Source organism: Photobacterium sp. R1 (assembly GCF_054600795.1).
In genome coordinates this window covers 120,100-134,782 of the sequence record NZ_BAAHZP010000009.1, presented here as the reverse complement: position 1 = coordinate 134,782, position 14,683 = coordinate 120,100, and the positions used below count along the sequence as shown (strand labels likewise).

Sequence of the window (14,683 nt, the reverse complement as noted above, 5' to 3'; positions counted from 1 at the left end):
CTTGGTGTTACCGTGCATTCTCTGTCAGAATCAGGATGGAACGAAGTTGGATACTATCCGTTTTTCGGATGGATAATCAGTGTGAGAGAGAATGATAAATGGATGACGCAAGAGGGCTTATGTCACGTATTACCTGGAATCTGGACCAGCTGGAAGCCTTTGTGACCGCAGCCCGATGCGGATCATTTACAGCCACGGCACGACAGCTGGGCAAAGCGCAGTCACGGGTCAGTACCGCAATTGCAAATCTGGAAGCTGATCTGGGTTTCTTGCTCTTCGACCGTTCCGGTAAATTTCCCGTGCTCACTGAAGATGGCCGGGAAGTCCTGAATGATGCCGTTTCGGTGTTAACTCAGTGCCAGCGCCTTCAGTCGCGGGCTTTATCGGTTGCATCGGCCAACCCTGTGCAACTTGCCATTGCCATGGATGAAGCCGTGCCGATTGAAAACTTTGAGATGCTGTATGCCCGGTTGGCAGACAGGTTTCCGCACCTGAGTGTCACCTTGCTGAACGGTTCACAGGAAGATATCGCCAGTTGGATCGATGAGGAAAAAGCGGACATTGGTTTTGTTCTGCAGGACCACGTTCTGCCCGATTCCCTGGAACGCTATGCGATTGCCCGCACCGGACAGGCGCTGATTGTGTCTGAGAATCTCCCGCTGGCAGCTGTTCCGGCTCCGACGGAAAGCCAGCTGATTGAATATCGCCAGCTCGTGATCCGTGACCGGCTGGGGCAGGCACTTGGCAAACCGATCTCGCCCAGTTACTGGCATGTTGACAGTTTCTACCTGATATCGTCTCTGGTTATGCAGGGGATTGGCTGGGCTTTTGTGCCGGAGCATGTTGCGACAGCTGAATGGTATGAAGTGAAAACGCTGTCGACGGAAAATCTGCCCTACCAGCAGGATTTCATCTTGTCTGCGATTAAGCGGCGAGATACGGCATGGAACGCTGTACTGGAATGGTTACTGGCAGAATCACAGCAACTGTTTACTGAGGAAAAAGAAGCTTGAATGGCTGGTGTCGGAAATATTCAATAAAACCCGTTTCATAGTGGTTATCTTCAGACTGCAAGTTCATTAAGGAGATATCACATGACAAACCGACTGAGTTACTTCAACGCTGCGCCTCAGGCAATGGAAATCCTGTTACAACAGGAAAGCTATTTTCATCAGCAATTTCGCGAGTCTTCCACGATGTCCATGACCATCTGGGAGCTGGTGAAACTGCGTGTATCACAGATCAATCAGTGTGCTTATTGTATCGATATGCACAGTAAAGATGCGTTAAAACTCGGGGAAAAACCTGAAAGAATTTATGGCTTAAGTGCCTGGTGGGATATGCCTCTGTATACCGCACAGGAAAAAGTCGCACTGGCGTTTGCAGAACAACTGACCGCCTGCCAGCCGGTGTCTGATGAACTTTATCATCAGGTACTGGACACTTTCGGTGATTTGGCTATGGTAGATTTAACCGTGGCAATTAATGCCATTAATAGCTGGAACAGAATGGTAAAAGCCTTCAAACCGAAAGTCGGCATTTACCAGCCGAAATAGGATACATACTGTTTGATGGATTTCAGAATCTTCAAACCTCAGGGCTTACTGACAGACCATGTTCAGGGAATATGGTCTGTTTCCGTACCATCCGATCAGCCTGCAGTGGTCGAAAAACTGCTGTTCAGCGATGCCGGCAGCGGCATCCTGTTTAATCTGGGGTGCGAGGTCAGCTTCGGCGGCCATTGGCACCCGGCCGGAGTTGTGTTGCTACCCGTCAGTAAGGAAGCACAGCAGGTCACGATGCCACCCGGAGCGGTGTTGGCCGGAATCCGTTTTCATCCCGCCATGGGTTACAGCTTGCTGGGCAAACGTTTTGATACGCCAGTCACGATCGAACAAGGCTCAGATGATTTTCTTGTATTGCAGGTCTTACAACAACAATTGAGCCAGTGCAGCAACCACTCTGCCCGGATTGCCACCGTGTATCGCTGGATCAAGCGAACCTTTGAATTTGAGAAACTCACCCATCAGACCACGCTCGATATCGTCAGTGCCGTACAATCCAGCGGCACAGGTCAGCCTCTGCCCGTGGGAACACGCCAGATAGAGCGCCATTTTCAGAAGTGGATGGGCATAACTCCAAAACATTATCAGCGCATCATGCGAGTGAAAGAAGCGCTCGAACAAATCAAATCTGCGCCAGACATGCCCTTAGCTGATCTTGCCTTTGAGCAGGGCTTTGCTGATCAGGCACATATGACCCGTGAGTTTTCGAAAATCGCAAAAATTACCCCCAAAAAATATAGTTTGCGTGTCAAGCAGACTCTCCGTGAAAGACCTGGAAGATATCGGCGTGATATGCATCAGAATAGATAGCATCATTATTTTAAATTGAAAGTCCTGTTTTAATGTTTTGAAATAAAAGCATTAACTTTGGTGTGACTTTTATTCCCCTTTAAAATTAATAAATTACATTGTAGCCTCGTTAATATGTTAACGAAGCATGATTAAGTCGGATTTTTTAAGCGATTGTCATTTTTTTTGTGGATAAAAATAAAATGGTAAACTATTTTCGTAATGCTGTATCAAGTTTATTTGATCACATATGAGGAATAACCCGATGGCAGCTGACACCATTAAAATCGTGAACGACTCAGATACCCGTGTGCTGTTTAGTAATTTTAATGCCGGCGATAATTTTATTCCGTTTGATACGCTGTGGCTCGAACCTGGGAAAAGTGGTGAGTTGAAAACAGGCAATTTCAACGCTCTCAGTATTGTTGCTCAGGTTCAGGAGGGCGGTCGCTGGGTCGGAGGTGATCCAAAAAATAAGCCTTACGCGACGCCGGGTGATACCGTCACGTTTACGATTTCCAAAGATATATCTGGTTAATTGTTGCGAAAGATAAAGGCAGCCTGGCTGCCTTATTCGATTTTAAAAATATATTTCAAGTGATTTCTTGAATATCAGGTCAGTGATACAGACAAGAGGTTCATGTTCATGTTCATGTTCATGTTCATGTTCATGTTTCTGTTTTATAAATCGATTTTATATTTTTGAGTTTCCAACAAAACGGCACCATACAAGTCATTAAAGTAAATACCAGTAGCAGACTTGAAAAATTTAATTGATCGGGTTGATTGGAATGAATGAAGAGGCTACTGACTGCTCCGCCTAAACCGACCGCAATATGTTGAATCGCATTTTGAATTCCTGCCATTGTTGAACGCAATCCGGGGACTAAATTTGTGAAAATTGATGTCATGACGATCAGTGTTCTCGCTGAACTGACAATCATGAAACACGCAAATGACGCGAGTGCCAGCATCATCTGATGTGTGAGAAAACCTGTCAGCGCTGTGACCACCATGAGTGCTGACAATCTGTTGATCAGCCGGAAATCGGACAGGCGGTCATGACTCCTGCCATACCATTGAATCACCAGAAAAGATCCGGCACCCCCGAAGACATAGCTCAGACTGAGCAGGTTATCGGGAAGCTGCTGATTGATCACCAGCATGACTGGAAATTGCGTCGATATAGTGAATGTACTGAATACAGTCAGAAAGATGATGAAACCGAGGCGCATGATCAGTGAACGGTCTGCTGAGAAGCGGGGAATGAGATCTGCGGGACGGGGTGGTGCAGTATCTGGTTGGCTGACCCGGTTCGGGTTTGTGAGCAGAACAAGCAGTGCACACAGGCTGAAAGCACCCCCAAGAAGGTAAAAGCTGAGTGGCCAGTTTTCTTCCCCGGATACCCACAGTAAGCCCGGGACACCCAGGGTTAGTGCCAGCGGGAAGGTACTCATCAGCATGGCAATTGACCGTTTGCGCTGTTCGGCGGGTGTGGTCAGGCTTAAGTAATTCAGGTTGATCACAGCCAGCGCCCCGCCAAAGATTCCTGCAATGGCTCTTGCTGCCAGGATGGCATGGAAATGCGCTAACAAGGGCAGGCAGAAAGTCGCGATGGCCAGACCGGTCAGACAAATGAGAAGCCGATTTTTTTCCCGGAGCTGATGTTGGGTTCCCCGTATGCACAGACTCGTCAGGGTTGCTGCAATCGCATAGCTGGCAGACAGGTATCCTGCCTGTGCGGCAGAGACATGGCTGGCGGCAGTGATATAAGCGCTGAAGGGTACAATGATGAGTAAATCCAGTGCCATGAAAAAATGAATCAAGTAAGCAAGGAATATTTCCCGGCTTGAAGTGTGGTTTGGGGCTTGATGTTGAATGGTCATCGTCTCGCTCTGTATTCATTCAGTGTCAAAAATGAACATTGTATAAATTACATTTGCGGGATAAATTGGGTTTTATTGGTTTAATCATCCCAAAATTTGCTTTAATTGTGATTGAAGAGATTGAGATTCAGTGGTTGCGAAGCTTTCATGCGGTTTACACCTGCAACAGCTTTAAACAGGCAGCAGAAATGCTCGGCCTTCCGACATCCAATGTGAGCCGTCATGTGGTTCAGCTCGAGGAGAAAATGGGTACCCGTTTACTGCAGCGAACCACCCGGCGTATGAGTCCGACAGAAGCGGGTCATCAGCTGTTTGCCTCGACGTCACCACTGATGACTGCTTTGAATGATGCGCTGGAAGATATCAGCCAGCATTCGCAAAGGGTCGCCGGGCAGTTGAAGATCCTGATGCCCGACTTGCCAGAACTGGCAGAGGTTCTTGTCACCTTCAGCCAGGCCTATCCGCAAGTCAGTATTTGCTGCGAAACCAGCTTAAATCCGAAAGAAGATTTGCTGGATGGCTTCGATCTGGTGCTGAGTTTTCACCGGGGGGCACTGGATGACAGCGGCTGGGTGGCGAAAGAGGTATCGCGCTGGGCGAGTTGCATTGTGGGCTCCCCGGATTTGATTGCACGCTGTGGAGTGCCTGCCACGGTAAATGAATTGCGTCAGATGCCCTGTATTACCAGTCTGACGGCGTTAAACGGTATGCCCTGGATATTTAAGGGGAGCAAAGGCCGTTCTCAGACGATTCCGGTAACTTCTTCGTTTAAAGCCAACAGCGGCAACATCGCCACAAAAGCTGCGTTAGCAGGGTTAGGCTTCGCCATTCTGGCTGAGGTGGGTTGTCGCGGTGCTCTTGAGGCCGGGCTGCTTGAGAAAATCACGCTGGAAGCGGAGCCCGAGGATCTGGTGCTGTATGCTTTTTACGCCGGGAGAAAGCATCTGCCCCACAAAATTCATGCATTTCTGACGCACCTCGACTCGTATCTGAAGTTGTGAATCTTCATCCGTGCACAGTCTTCGTTGTGCTGTTGGTTTTTGCGATTCCTTGGCACAACTCAACAAATCCCCTGCTTGTCAGTAGCCCTGGCCGGGGGGCTATGGTAGAACAATGACCTCAGAAAAATTATCTTGATATGAATGACTTAGTCAGGAGTTCGGTATGGCAATCACAATCCGCCATATGGAAGAAAAAGATATGGATAGCCTGTGTGATATCTATTCTTTTTCAACGGTGCTGGAAAATACTTCTCAGTTCATGCATTTGGGCAGTAAAAGAGTTCAGGCGATATTTGCGTCTCCTGAACTGATCACTCTGGTTGCTGATTTAGATGGCCGGGCTGTGGGGCACGTGACTTTGGTGACCCGGAACAAGCCGAAAGAAAAGCACATTGCCGGTATCGTGATCGCGGTTCATCCGGAGTTTCACGGCAAAGGGGTGGGATCAATGCTCATGGCCGAAGCAATCGATCTTTCTGATAACTGGCTGAATATTCTGCGGCTGGAACTGGACGTGAATACTGACAACGCCCCTGCCATTGCATTGCACCGGAAATTTGGGTTTGCGCTGGAAGGGGAAAAGAAGCTGGCGACTTTCAAATCAGGCAATTACGCCGATTTGTATATGATGGCCCGGCTTGCAAGCTGGCACAAGGTATGAGAAAGTTGTGCGCGTTGTGGTGACGGACCTGCCTGCAAGCGGAAGTCACCAGCTTCGTATAACCCCGCTAATAGGGTGTGGGGGTCTCTACCAGAATCCGTAAAATTCTGATTACGAAGAGTAAAGCCGATGAATCGCTTTTCTCTTTGTCGTGATCAGAGCCTCTCTTATCTCCATCAATTCAGAAAAGCTGTTCATCATCCTAATCAACGTATTGAGAACCCGATGAAGAGCACCTTATGAATCAATTTATTGCCGGACTGCCAAAAGTCGAACTGCACCTGCACATTGAAGGTTCACTGGAACCAGAACTGATGTTTGAGCTGGCTGCACGGAATCAGATCGCGATTCCTTTCCGCTCTCCGGAGGAAGTCCGGGCTGCGTACCAGTTCCATAACCTGCAATCGTTTTTGGATATCTACTATCAGGGCGCCAATGTTCTGATCCATGAGCAGGATTTTTATGATCTGACCTGGGCGTATTTGTTGCGCTGTCAAGCAGACAACGTTGTCCACACGGAAATTTTCTTTGATCCGCAAACACATACCGATCGCGGTATTGCTTTTGAAACTGTTGTGAACGGGATTCACCGTGCGCTGGAAAAGGGCAGGGAAGCACTGGGCATTTCCAGTTTGCTGATCATGTGCTTTCTGCGTCATCTGGATCAGGCATCTGCCTTTGAGACCCTGGAACAGGCGATGGCTCATCGAGACAAGATTATCGGCGTTGGGCTGGACTCTTCTGAACAGGGGAATCCGCCGGAAAAATTCAAAGATGTTTTTCAGCGTGCTTTACAGGCCGGTTTTCTGACGGTAGCGCATGCCGGGGAAGAAGGTCCCTCTGAAAATATCACTAAAACGCTGGATTTGCTGGGAGTAACCCGGATCGATCATGGGGTGCGCTGTACCGAAGACCCGGAACTCATGAAACGGTTGATTCTGGAGCAGGTGCCATTAACTGTTTGTCCGCTCTCTAATCTGAAGCTGAAAGTCTTCGAGGAGATGGACGCTCACAATATCGTTGATTTGTTGCGAAAAGAGATGTGCGTCACGATTAACTCGGATGATCCGGCTTATTTTGGTGGCTACATGACGGATAACTTTCATGCTGTCGCAGAAGCGCACCCGATGAACTGTGAAGAAATTGCTCAGTTCACGCTGAACGCCATTATGGCGAGTTTTATCAGTGACGCAGAAAAACAACGGCTGACACAGCTGACATTAGATTATCTGGCGCGTTTTCAGATGTCTTAACGAAATGACAAAAGAGCCGCGGTATCTGCGGCTCTTTCATCAGCAAGGTTGTTAAGCACAAACCAGATTTGCCAGTTTTGTCAGAATTGCTCTCAGGCGGTTGTCATCCAAATTCAGCAGGTTATCGCCGATATACCATTCGATGTATGACTGATCAGGCAGGGCTGCTTGCTGTGGGTTACCCAGCCAGACTTTGTCTTCCTGTGCGAAATTGTCACGAATGAGGGTCGCTTTTTCGGCACTGACCGGAAGATAAAGATGCAGCATATTGGCCTGTGGTGCGGCAGGATTCGGGGTGAATTGCCGATATTCACTCAAGATGCGGTAGAGCTGCTGAGTGCGTTCAAACAGTGCCGGCATTTGTGCCAGCCGCTGGTCAAACTGCATCGCGGCTGACACGGCGTAAGGCGTTCGATGGACAACATTTCCGCCCTGACGTTGTGTCCAAACTCTGGCTTTCTCAATGAAGTCCTTGCTGCCGAGCAGCATGGCTCCGCCTAAACCGGCAACGCCTTTGTAGAGCGAGACATAAGCTGAATCAAACCCGGCAGTGATTTCCTGATAATCACGGCCATAGCCGGCTTTCGTCTCCCAGAGCCGCGCACCATCCAGATGCAGATGAATTCCTTTTTCACGGCAGTGCGATTTGATGTCGTTCAGCGCTTCCCATGAAGGCAGCTGGCCGCCAATCTCGCGCATCGGAAGTTCATACAGCACAGCTGCAATGTCATCCGGCCAGGCGGTCAGATCGTCGAGTGTCCAGGGCTGATAAGGGTGACCGACAGGCAGGATGCTGAACCAGTCTTGAAGCTGATAATTCTGGCCTTCGTGCAGGTAAATATGGCTGGACGGATGCATCGCAACCACAGGATTTCTTTTTGCAGTACAGGCTATCCGCAGTGCTGTCGGCTGTGTCATCGTGCCGGTCACAACGAAGAGGCCAGCTTCAAACCCAAGCAAAGATGCGATTTTGGTTTCAAAGCTTTGTAAAAATTCACCCTGACCATAGATATCGTGATCAATGTGATGCTCTTTGCACCAGTCTGCCATGTTCTGAAACATCTCTGCTGGTGAAACCGTGCGATTGCCCGGGATGAAGACCGTGCATTGTGAGCGTAAATCCATGCCCAGAAACTCCTTGAAAGATAGGTTTTATTCCCTTGATTGAGCTGGAAATATTATGGTTATCTTCCAAGGCTGGCAAAATTATGGATTAAATTTTTGAGCTGAAGCCGCTTATTTACCTGATTGAGGAACAAAAGTTAGTACACGAATCGGGAAAACTCACTCTCAATGGATGCATAGAGCTCTGATATCCACACCGGAGAATGGTTCGAAACAGGACGAATCGGTGCTTTTCTCGGGTCATGTGGCGCGATGACGACTTCGGCATTTTGATGGCCGATTTTACCAACCAGGGTAAAGAGTTCTTCAATCGCGCTGTCACCAATGGCGAGGCATCCGATCGATGCAGCCTTACCATGAATGAAAATATTGTTGCCCGGGCGGGTACGGCCTTCAAGATCTGCGTATTTTCTGTCGAAATCATTCGGATAGTTGAGTTTCATGGACAGGTGAAAACGACTGTTCGGATTCAGGCCGATAATCTTATAAATGCCTTCCGGGACCTGGCGGTCACCTTCTTTCAGTTTCGGGCCTGCTTTACCGCTTGCTGCCGTGACAGGGTAACTGTATACAAAGTGATGGTTGCCCTGCTTATCTATGGCCCAAAGCTCGAGTTTTTTTTCTTCTTTCAGACCAAGAAGAGCGATTTTTTCAGGTGGATAGGCGACATTTGCTTTTTTAAACCGGTATTTCAGTCGTTGCTCTGAAAGATGGCCGTACACTGCTAAAACATCATCAACGGTGCGCTGTCCATTTGTTGTCGAAACAAATTGGCTGTGAGCACAAAAAGTTGTAAATACTGTGAGTAAAGGTATGAATTGTTTTAAGTATTTTAAAATAAACATATCAGTATTGCATATTATATCCCTGTAAAGTAATTACATAATAAGATTTAGATGTCATCGTTGTCTTCTGCGCTTTGTTAATTTTTGCCACAGATCGACAAATTATATGATCCGGATATGCACTTTTTTGATGTGATTACAGAGACCTGATGACGTTCCCTGAATATTGTCATCAGGTCTTTCAATTGAATATATTCTGTGAACTGGTTGATAAACCAATAAAAATTATTCAGCGTGACTTACAGGGAAACATCCTTAGCGCAAAAGACCTGGCTCATGTCGGTAGTGCCGTAGCAGGTCAGATTCTCTTTCAGGATATCGTAGGGAATTTTTAAGCCAAGTTTTCCATTGATTGTAATTGTGTCTTTCTCTTCGCTCGAAGTGTGTGACAGGGTAGAACCATCGCTGACAGACCAGTTGCTGATATACTCAATGGCATTCGCGCAGACAGTAATAGAGCAGGATGCCGGGGCTGTTGACTCACTGCTGATGATCAGGCATTGAGCTTCTATTTCACCGCAGCCGGCAAAAGCTGAAGCATTCATGAACAGCACGGAGGTCAGCGCAAAAGAGAGATTTCTCAGAGGTTTCATGTACGGCATTGACTGTCCTTATGTATGGGAATCAAGACAAATTGTTTGAACATTTTATAAGGCGGTTGATTTCAAGCTGTTGTTAATTGTCATGAGATGAATTTTTTATATCCAGGTCTTCATCTGACTCTGAGTTAATTTGTTTTTTAACGCCTGAATAAAAAGTTCATCGCCCTTATTTTTTGTTGATAAGACGATATTAAACCAAACACCCGCTTCGATCGCACTGACCCGATAAATTCGGGCATTCCGGATATTTTTATACTGTATTGGTTTGACAGAGGCTATCTCATCAAAGGGCATTTCAATGACAGATAATTTCTGATTTTCAGATTGATTGTAATGTATCAGTAGATGATCTGTCAGAATCGTACCACCCTCTAAGACAGACCTTGTTCCGTAAGAGTAAAAGTATTCAATCTGATCTTCACCGGAAATAATATAGTGGCTGATTAATGTATTCAGTGTGCTTTGTGAGAGTTGTTCGCCCGTCTGTACTGTGGATTCCGGTACAGATCGGAGCATAATGAACTGGACGGCAGCCATCAAAAGCAGAAAGACAATGATGACGGGCGCGATGGCCTTCAAAATGCCGCGATACTTAGTGTTGTGATTTGAGTTCACCGGTTTTCCATCGTTGTGCAATATCAATGTCCCTTTCGCTGTGCTTGCCTGGCAAAAAAACAAAGGCAGCACATCGTGGCAGAAGCTATCTATTCTACGTGAATTTGACCATTTGTATATTGACCGGATGGATGTATGTAAAACATTGTACTGAATGGTCGTCGCGTCATTTGGAGAAAGCAAAGGGCAGAGAGGTGAATGTCTGTCTGCCCGATTTTCAATATTAAAATGTTATTGAGGATTTCGTTGAACGACATCACAGCGAAGTACAGACTGATCTTTAATCAGGTCGGCTAAGTGTTTTCGGCTTTCCAGATAATGTGAAGTTTGTTTGTGGACTGCCAGCGCAGCCTCGCTGGTATAGATCTCATAAAGATAAAAACAATGATCGTTCTCTTGAGAGACCATTACATCAAACACCAGGCAGCCTTCTTCATTCTCTACCGATGCTGTCGCATTTTCTTTCATGATGGAGAGGTATTGCTCGCTGTAGCCTGCCTTCACAACATTCTTCACGACGATACAAAACATAATAACTGTCTTCCTTTTCAGTGAATCATTTTTCAGCCAGGGATTGAGCTGAATTGCGATGTATTGTATACAATAGTTGTCTTTTTTGCACGCGGAGTAATCTTGTATGGCTCGGCGTCCCAAACCATTGAACGGACTCAGACATTTAGCGCTGGCAGTACACCCGTTTGAGGAATGTGTTCGGTTTTATACAGAAATAATGGGTATGGAAGTACTCAGAAAAGCCAATGAACACCTAATTTACCTGAGTTGCGGAAATGACAATCTGTCATTGAGCAGAGCACATGAAAACCAGGACAACCAAAATCAGTCGCTGGATCATTTTGGCTTCATTGTGGACAGCAAAGAAGAGCTGCAAGCGTGGTATGAATTTCTGAAATCACAAGGCGTACCATTACTTGACCGTCCGCATGATCACAGCGATGGGGCACGCAGTTTCCATTGTACCGATCCTGCCGGGAATGTGGTGCAACCCTTGTATCACCCGGCTGTTTCCGGACAACGCTTGCGTTAAACAGTGTCTGAGTTGAGCAACGCATGTGGTACTGCGCGCGTTGCTCAGCTGGTTTCAGTCGTTTACTTCTGAGTCAGCAGGTAGTCCAGGATCTCAACCACTTGTGCCGGAGAGGTCGCCCAGGCATTGGCACTGGCATCGACTTCTTTCAGCGGGTGAACAATATCTTCACTGTGAAGCGTAATGTAAGGTTTATTCAGCGCAGCACAGAAACCTGCATCAAAGGCTGCATTCCACTGCTTGTATTGCTCACCAAAACGAATGATGGCGAGATCGCACTGTTTGATCAGATTCTGAATTCGGATTGCATTCACCTTTGCCGACTGATGATCACGCCAGAATCCGTTGTTTTCTTTGCCCAGAACATCGCCCGCCGCATCACTGCTGTCGTGATCGGTCACAGCTGAAGTAAACACAATTTTCAGGTCTCTGGCCTGACAGCCCTGAATAATTTGTTCACGCCAGTCGGTATGAATTTCACCTGAGAGATAGACATTCCACGTCATGACATCACCTTCCATTTATTGTCTTTGTTGATAATTTCATGGTTTATTGTACACAACTTTTGAATTTTCGCACGCGGGCTTGTCGGAAGCAATGCAGCCTCAGGTGTCTGTGCCTGTCAATACGTCAGGACCGGAGATGCCGGATTCATGAAATGGCCGGGCCGGATCAATTTGAGCCAGATATTTCGGGTTCATGGATGAGAGTTGAAGCATTGTCCCGACGGGCATGAAAATGGGGCTGGTGTTTTGAAGTGTTATATAAACTTGCGAATTTCCCGGGCAAAGAAGAAAAGTCGCAAGTTTCATCCGATCGGTTGATCAGTCCACCAGGGTGATCACAGTCAGTTTAGGAGCTTTATAATTCCAGAATTCGTGGCAGCCGTTGACCCAGCCAGTAATCGATTTTCCGGAAGCCTTTGCGGTTAATGCGAGCGAAAACATCTCTTTTTCATAGGGAGATTCTTTGTTAATGACTAAGAGTCTTTCTCTGTCTTTGTCGCACTGTTCAGTATGTCGTTTTACGCCATCAGGTGCGATTTTCACAATGATCATATTTGAGTCATGAACAGTGACACTTTCCACTTTGACAGGGCCAAAGTCGCTGTTTGCAGACACAAATGGTGTCATCAGTAAGGCTGCCGCACAGACAATCTTTTGATTTATCTTTTTTATCATGACGATATTTCCTTAATAAAAGTGAGTTCGAATCAAATTCAAGGCAGGGATTGTACAGAAACACATTGCACATGAGAAACAGTTGTAATGCGTTTCTGTGATTATTTTGTGGTGCTTGATTCAAATCTCTTTTATCTGAAACAACGTTCGGCCCATCGGGTCAGGCCTGCGGTGACTGAGCCAAAGTAATCGCCGACAACAATCGGCACTCCGGGTAAGCGCTGCTCGATTAATTGGCGTAAGATCGGTGAACGGGCACTACCGCCTGTCATGAAAATCACTTCCGGGGCACATTGTGCCTGAATGAGCGCTTCATGAATCAGTAAACTGATTTTCTCTGCATTGCTGCTGACGGCTTCTGCCAGCTCAGTGTCCGTACAGTGAAGCGGGAGTGTCTCCTGACCAATTTTCAGCTGCGCACCGGCGCTTGCGCGATCGGACAGCGCTATCTTCATCAGTTCCGCTTCGCGGACCAACTGATGGCCGAGGGAATGGTGATACACCTGCAATAAACGTTTCAGTACGTCCGGTTCAGCAGAGTCTCTGACCAATTGCTGCAAAACTGCCAGGTTGCTGCTGGCATAAAAGTCACTTTGTGCGGCGACATTGTTAATGGCAACAGGATTCCAGAACTGGCTGACTGGTGCCGCGAGGCCTCGCTGACTAACCGTGTTTTTGCCCAGCTGCGGCATGATGTGCTCAAAGGCGAGGGCAATGTCCAGATCGTTTCCGCCGACGCGGCTGCCACTGTGCGCCAGTAGTCCGGCTGAACGGTCAGTTTTGCTCAGCCAGCCCGGGCCCATCTGCAGAACGGAGCAGTCTGTTGTCCCGCCGCCGATATCAACCACGAGCACTGTGGTGTCTTTTTCCAGCTGGCTTTCATATTCTAATCCGGCAGCAACCGGCTCAAACTGAAACTCGATCTCTTTGAAACCCGCACGGGTAGCTGCGCGTTTCAGAATATTCTCGGCCTGTTCGTTGGCTTTTTCGCCACCGGTCCCCTGGAAGTTAATCGGACGACCAATCACGGCCTGAGTGATCGGGGCCTGAATCTGCATTTCACTCTGGCGCTTGATGTTCGCCATCATGGCGCAGACTAAATCTTCGAACAGGCTGAGCTGGATATCGACCAGACCGGAAGCGCCAAGGAAAGACTTCGGGGATTTGACGTAATAGACTTCGTCCGGATCAGCAAGATAACTGTCCAGTGCCTGCTGGCCAAATTGTAATGCCTGTGCATCTACGACAATGTCGTCTTCTTTATTTGCAGCAATGGCTCGACGAAGTAACTGTTCACCGGTCTGGCTGGCTGGTTTGATGTCATAATGACGAAACAACGCTTCGCTGACCGCATCACGTGTCGGTGCTGCGAGGGTCGAAGGGATGTAAAAGCGGTTGCCTTCCAAAGGAAGTAGCTGGGGCTGACCATTCTCCATGATGGCAACAGCGCAGTTTGCTGTGCCGTAGTCAAATCCGATATACATAACTCCCTCCTGACAATTGAAAAGCCGGACAGTCTACGTGATTTACCGGCGGTGACAAGCAAAAGGGAGCGCAGCAAGGCGCAGTATGAACTCAGCGATACAGTTTTTTGAAGAACTTTGAAGTGAGCGTATAGTCGTAGCGGAGCTGGACCAGGGAGTAGATCAGAGTCGAGCCTGCAACTGTTCCCCACGGGTAAAAGAAAAACAGGATGATCCCGAACAGCATCGTGGCTTTTTCTGCCCAGCGATGAAGCACCAGCAGGCTGTAACCAGCACACAAATGGAGGATAGTCATCATCACGGCCAGCAGGACCTTATACAGATTGTCGGTCTCAATGTTCATGATGCCGTCAATTGCGGCCTGAAAACCAGAGACGATCCCGACGATCAGCCAGATGAGGGCATAAAGTGCGTGAAATGCAACCGCCAGTCTGTATTTGAGAGAGTATTTTGAACGCAGAGAATTTGACTGAGATTGCTCTCCTTCACTGCACTTTCGACACATTTCTGCTGGTGTGCCATCGGGCCTGTCCAGCGTTCTGACACCACATTTTACGCAGTACATGATTGGCACACCACAGTTCTGATTTCCCCTGAATCTTTATCCTGAACTCAGCTTCGTGCTGAGGGG

The 14,683-nt window shown here is 47.6% G+C and carries 18 protein-coding genes and 1 riboswitch; of the genes, 8 read left to right on the top strand and 10 right to left on the bottom strand.

Going from position 1 to position 14,683, the window contains the following annotated elements; genetic code table 11:
* Positions 1 to 119 precede the first annotated feature (119 nt).
* The 4 genes from ACYP03_RS15990 to ACYP03_RS15975 all read left to right on the top strand — a co-directional run bounded on the left by ACYP03_RS15990 (position 120) and on the right by ACYP03_RS15975 (position 2,892).
* Complete coding sequence (locus ACYP03_RS15990) at positions 120 to 1,013, top strand: LysR family transcriptional regulator (RefSeq protein ID WP_459780958.1); 894 nt, start codon at positions 120 to 122, stop codon at positions 1,011 to 1,013.
* Positions 1,014 to 1,094: 81 nt separating this feature from the next.
* A complete protein-coding gene (locus ACYP03_RS15985) occupies positions 1,095 to 1,556 on the top strand; it encodes a carboxymuconolactone decarboxylase family protein (RefSeq protein ID WP_459780956.1) in 462 nt (153 codons plus the stop codon).
* 15 nt (positions 1,557 to 1,571) lie between these two features.
* The gene (locus tag ACYP03_RS15980; RefSeq protein ID WP_459780954.1) at positions 1,572 to 2,375 is read left to right on the top strand and encodes an AraC family transcriptional regulator; all 804 of its coding nucleotides are present in this window, start codon (positions 1,572 to 1,574) and stop codon (positions 2,373 to 2,375) included.
* 244 nt (positions 2,376 to 2,619) lie between these two features.
* A complete protein-coding gene (locus ACYP03_RS15975; protein ID WP_459780949.1) occupies positions 2,620 to 2,892 on the top strand; it encodes a hypothetical protein in 273 nt (90 codons plus the stop codon).
* Between the two features lie 130 nt (positions 2,893 to 3,022).
* Here ACYP03_RS15975 and ACYP03_RS15970 read toward each other — a convergent pair whose 3' ends face one another.
* Positions 3,023 to 4,240: an MFS transporter gene (locus ACYP03_RS15970; protein ID WP_459780948.1), complete on the bottom strand. Its 1,218-nt coding sequence runs from the start codon at positions 4,238 to 4,240 to the stop codon at positions 3,023 to 3,025.
* Between the two features lie 107 nt (positions 4,241 to 4,347).
* Here ACYP03_RS15970 and ACYP03_RS15965 point away from each other — a divergent pair, with 107 nt between their 5' ends.
* The 3 genes from ACYP03_RS15965 (at position 4,348) to ACYP03_RS15955 (ending at position 7,155) form a co-directional block, all read left to right on the top strand.
* Positions 4,348 to 5,241 carry a LysR family transcriptional regulator gene (locus ACYP03_RS15965; RefSeq protein ID WP_459781072.1) on the top strand — a complete coding sequence of 298 codons (894 nt, stop codon included), beginning with the start codon at positions 4,348 to 4,350 and terminating at the stop codon, positions 5,239 to 5,241.
* A 163-nt stretch (positions 5,242 to 5,404) separates the two neighbouring features.
* On the top strand, positions 5,405 to 5,902 hold the full coding sequence (locus ACYP03_RS15960) for a GNAT family N-acetyltransferase (protein ID WP_248142098.1): 498 nt from the start codon (positions 5,405 to 5,407) through the stop codon (positions 5,900 to 5,902).
* Positions 5,903 to 5,936: 34 nt separating this feature from the next.
* Positions 5,937 to 6,036, top strand: a riboswitch (purine riboswitch).
* Positions 6,037 to 6,141: 105 nt separating this feature from the next.
* Entirely contained in the window at positions 6,142 to 7,155 is a 1,014-nt protein-coding gene (locus tag ACYP03_RS15955) for an adenosine deaminase (protein ID WP_459780946.1), read from the top strand.
* A gap of 51 nt (positions 7,156 to 7,206) precedes the next feature.
* On the opposite strand, the gene ACYP03_RS15950 is transcribed toward ACYP03_RS15955, so the two are convergent.
* The 5 genes from ACYP03_RS15950 to ACYP03_RS15930 form a co-directional block, all read right to left on the bottom strand.
* Positions 7,207 to 8,286, bottom strand: coding sequence for a threonine aldolase family protein (locus tag ACYP03_RS15950; RefSeq protein ID WP_248143298.1), 1,080 nt, complete (start codon positions 8,284 to 8,286; stop codon positions 7,207 to 7,209).
* 131 nt (positions 8,287 to 8,417) lie between these two features.
* Positions 8,418 to 9,125 carry a L,D-transpeptidase family protein gene (locus ACYP03_RS15945; protein WP_248142100.1) on the bottom strand — a complete coding sequence of 236 codons (708 nt, stop codon included), beginning with the start codon at positions 9,123 to 9,125 and terminating at the stop codon, positions 8,418 to 8,420.
* A 239-nt stretch (positions 9,126 to 9,364) separates the two neighbouring features.
* Complete coding sequence (locus tag ACYP03_RS15940; protein ID WP_459780945.1) at positions 9,365 to 9,727, bottom strand: hypothetical protein; 363 nt, start codon at positions 9,725 to 9,727, stop codon at positions 9,365 to 9,367.
* A 96-nt stretch (positions 9,728 to 9,823) separates the two neighbouring features.
* Positions 9,824 to 10,342, bottom strand: coding sequence for a hypothetical protein (locus ACYP03_RS15935; RefSeq protein ID WP_459780944.1), 519 nt, complete (start codon positions 10,340 to 10,342; stop codon positions 9,824 to 9,826).
* A gap of 231 nt (positions 10,343 to 10,573) precedes the next feature.
* The gene (locus ACYP03_RS15930) at positions 10,574 to 10,873 is read right to left on the bottom strand and encodes a putative quinol monooxygenase (protein WP_248142103.1); all 300 of its coding nucleotides are present in this window, start codon (positions 10,871 to 10,873) and stop codon (positions 10,574 to 10,576) included.
* A gap of 106 nt (positions 10,874 to 10,979) precedes the next feature.
* Here ACYP03_RS15930 and ACYP03_RS15925 point away from each other — a divergent pair, with 106 nt between their 5' ends.
* The gene (locus ACYP03_RS15925; protein WP_459780941.1) at positions 10,980 to 11,387 is read left to right on the top strand and encodes a VOC family protein; all 408 of its coding nucleotides are present in this window, start codon (positions 10,980 to 10,982) and stop codon (positions 11,385 to 11,387) included.
* A gap of 62 nt (positions 11,388 to 11,449) precedes the next feature.
* Here ACYP03_RS15925 and ACYP03_RS15920 read toward each other — a convergent pair whose 3' ends face one another.
* The 4 genes from ACYP03_RS15920 to ACYP03_RS15905 form a co-directional block, all read right to left on the bottom strand.
* Positions 11,450 to 11,893, bottom strand: coding sequence for a YtoQ family protein (locus ACYP03_RS15920; protein WP_459780939.1), 444 nt, complete (start codon positions 11,891 to 11,893; stop codon positions 11,450 to 11,452).
* Positions 11,894 to 12,211: 318 nt separating this feature from the next.
* Positions 12,212 to 12,520: a hypothetical protein gene (locus ACYP03_RS15915; RefSeq protein WP_248142106.1), complete on the bottom strand. Its 309-nt coding sequence runs from the start codon at positions 12,518 to 12,520 to the stop codon at positions 12,212 to 12,214.
* A 179-nt stretch (positions 12,521 to 12,699) separates the two neighbouring features.
* Positions 12,700 to 14,052, bottom strand: coding sequence for a molecular chaperone (yegD, locus tag ACYP03_RS15910; protein WP_330960190.1), 1,353 nt, complete (start codon positions 14,050 to 14,052; stop codon positions 12,700 to 12,702).
* Positions 14,053 to 14,143: 91 nt separating this feature from the next.
* On the bottom strand, positions 14,144 to 14,617 hold the full coding sequence (locus ACYP03_RS15905) for a hypothetical protein (RefSeq protein WP_248142108.1): 474 nt from the start codon (positions 14,615 to 14,617) through the stop codon (positions 14,144 to 14,146).
* Positions 14,618 to 14,683: the final 66 nt, after the last annotated feature.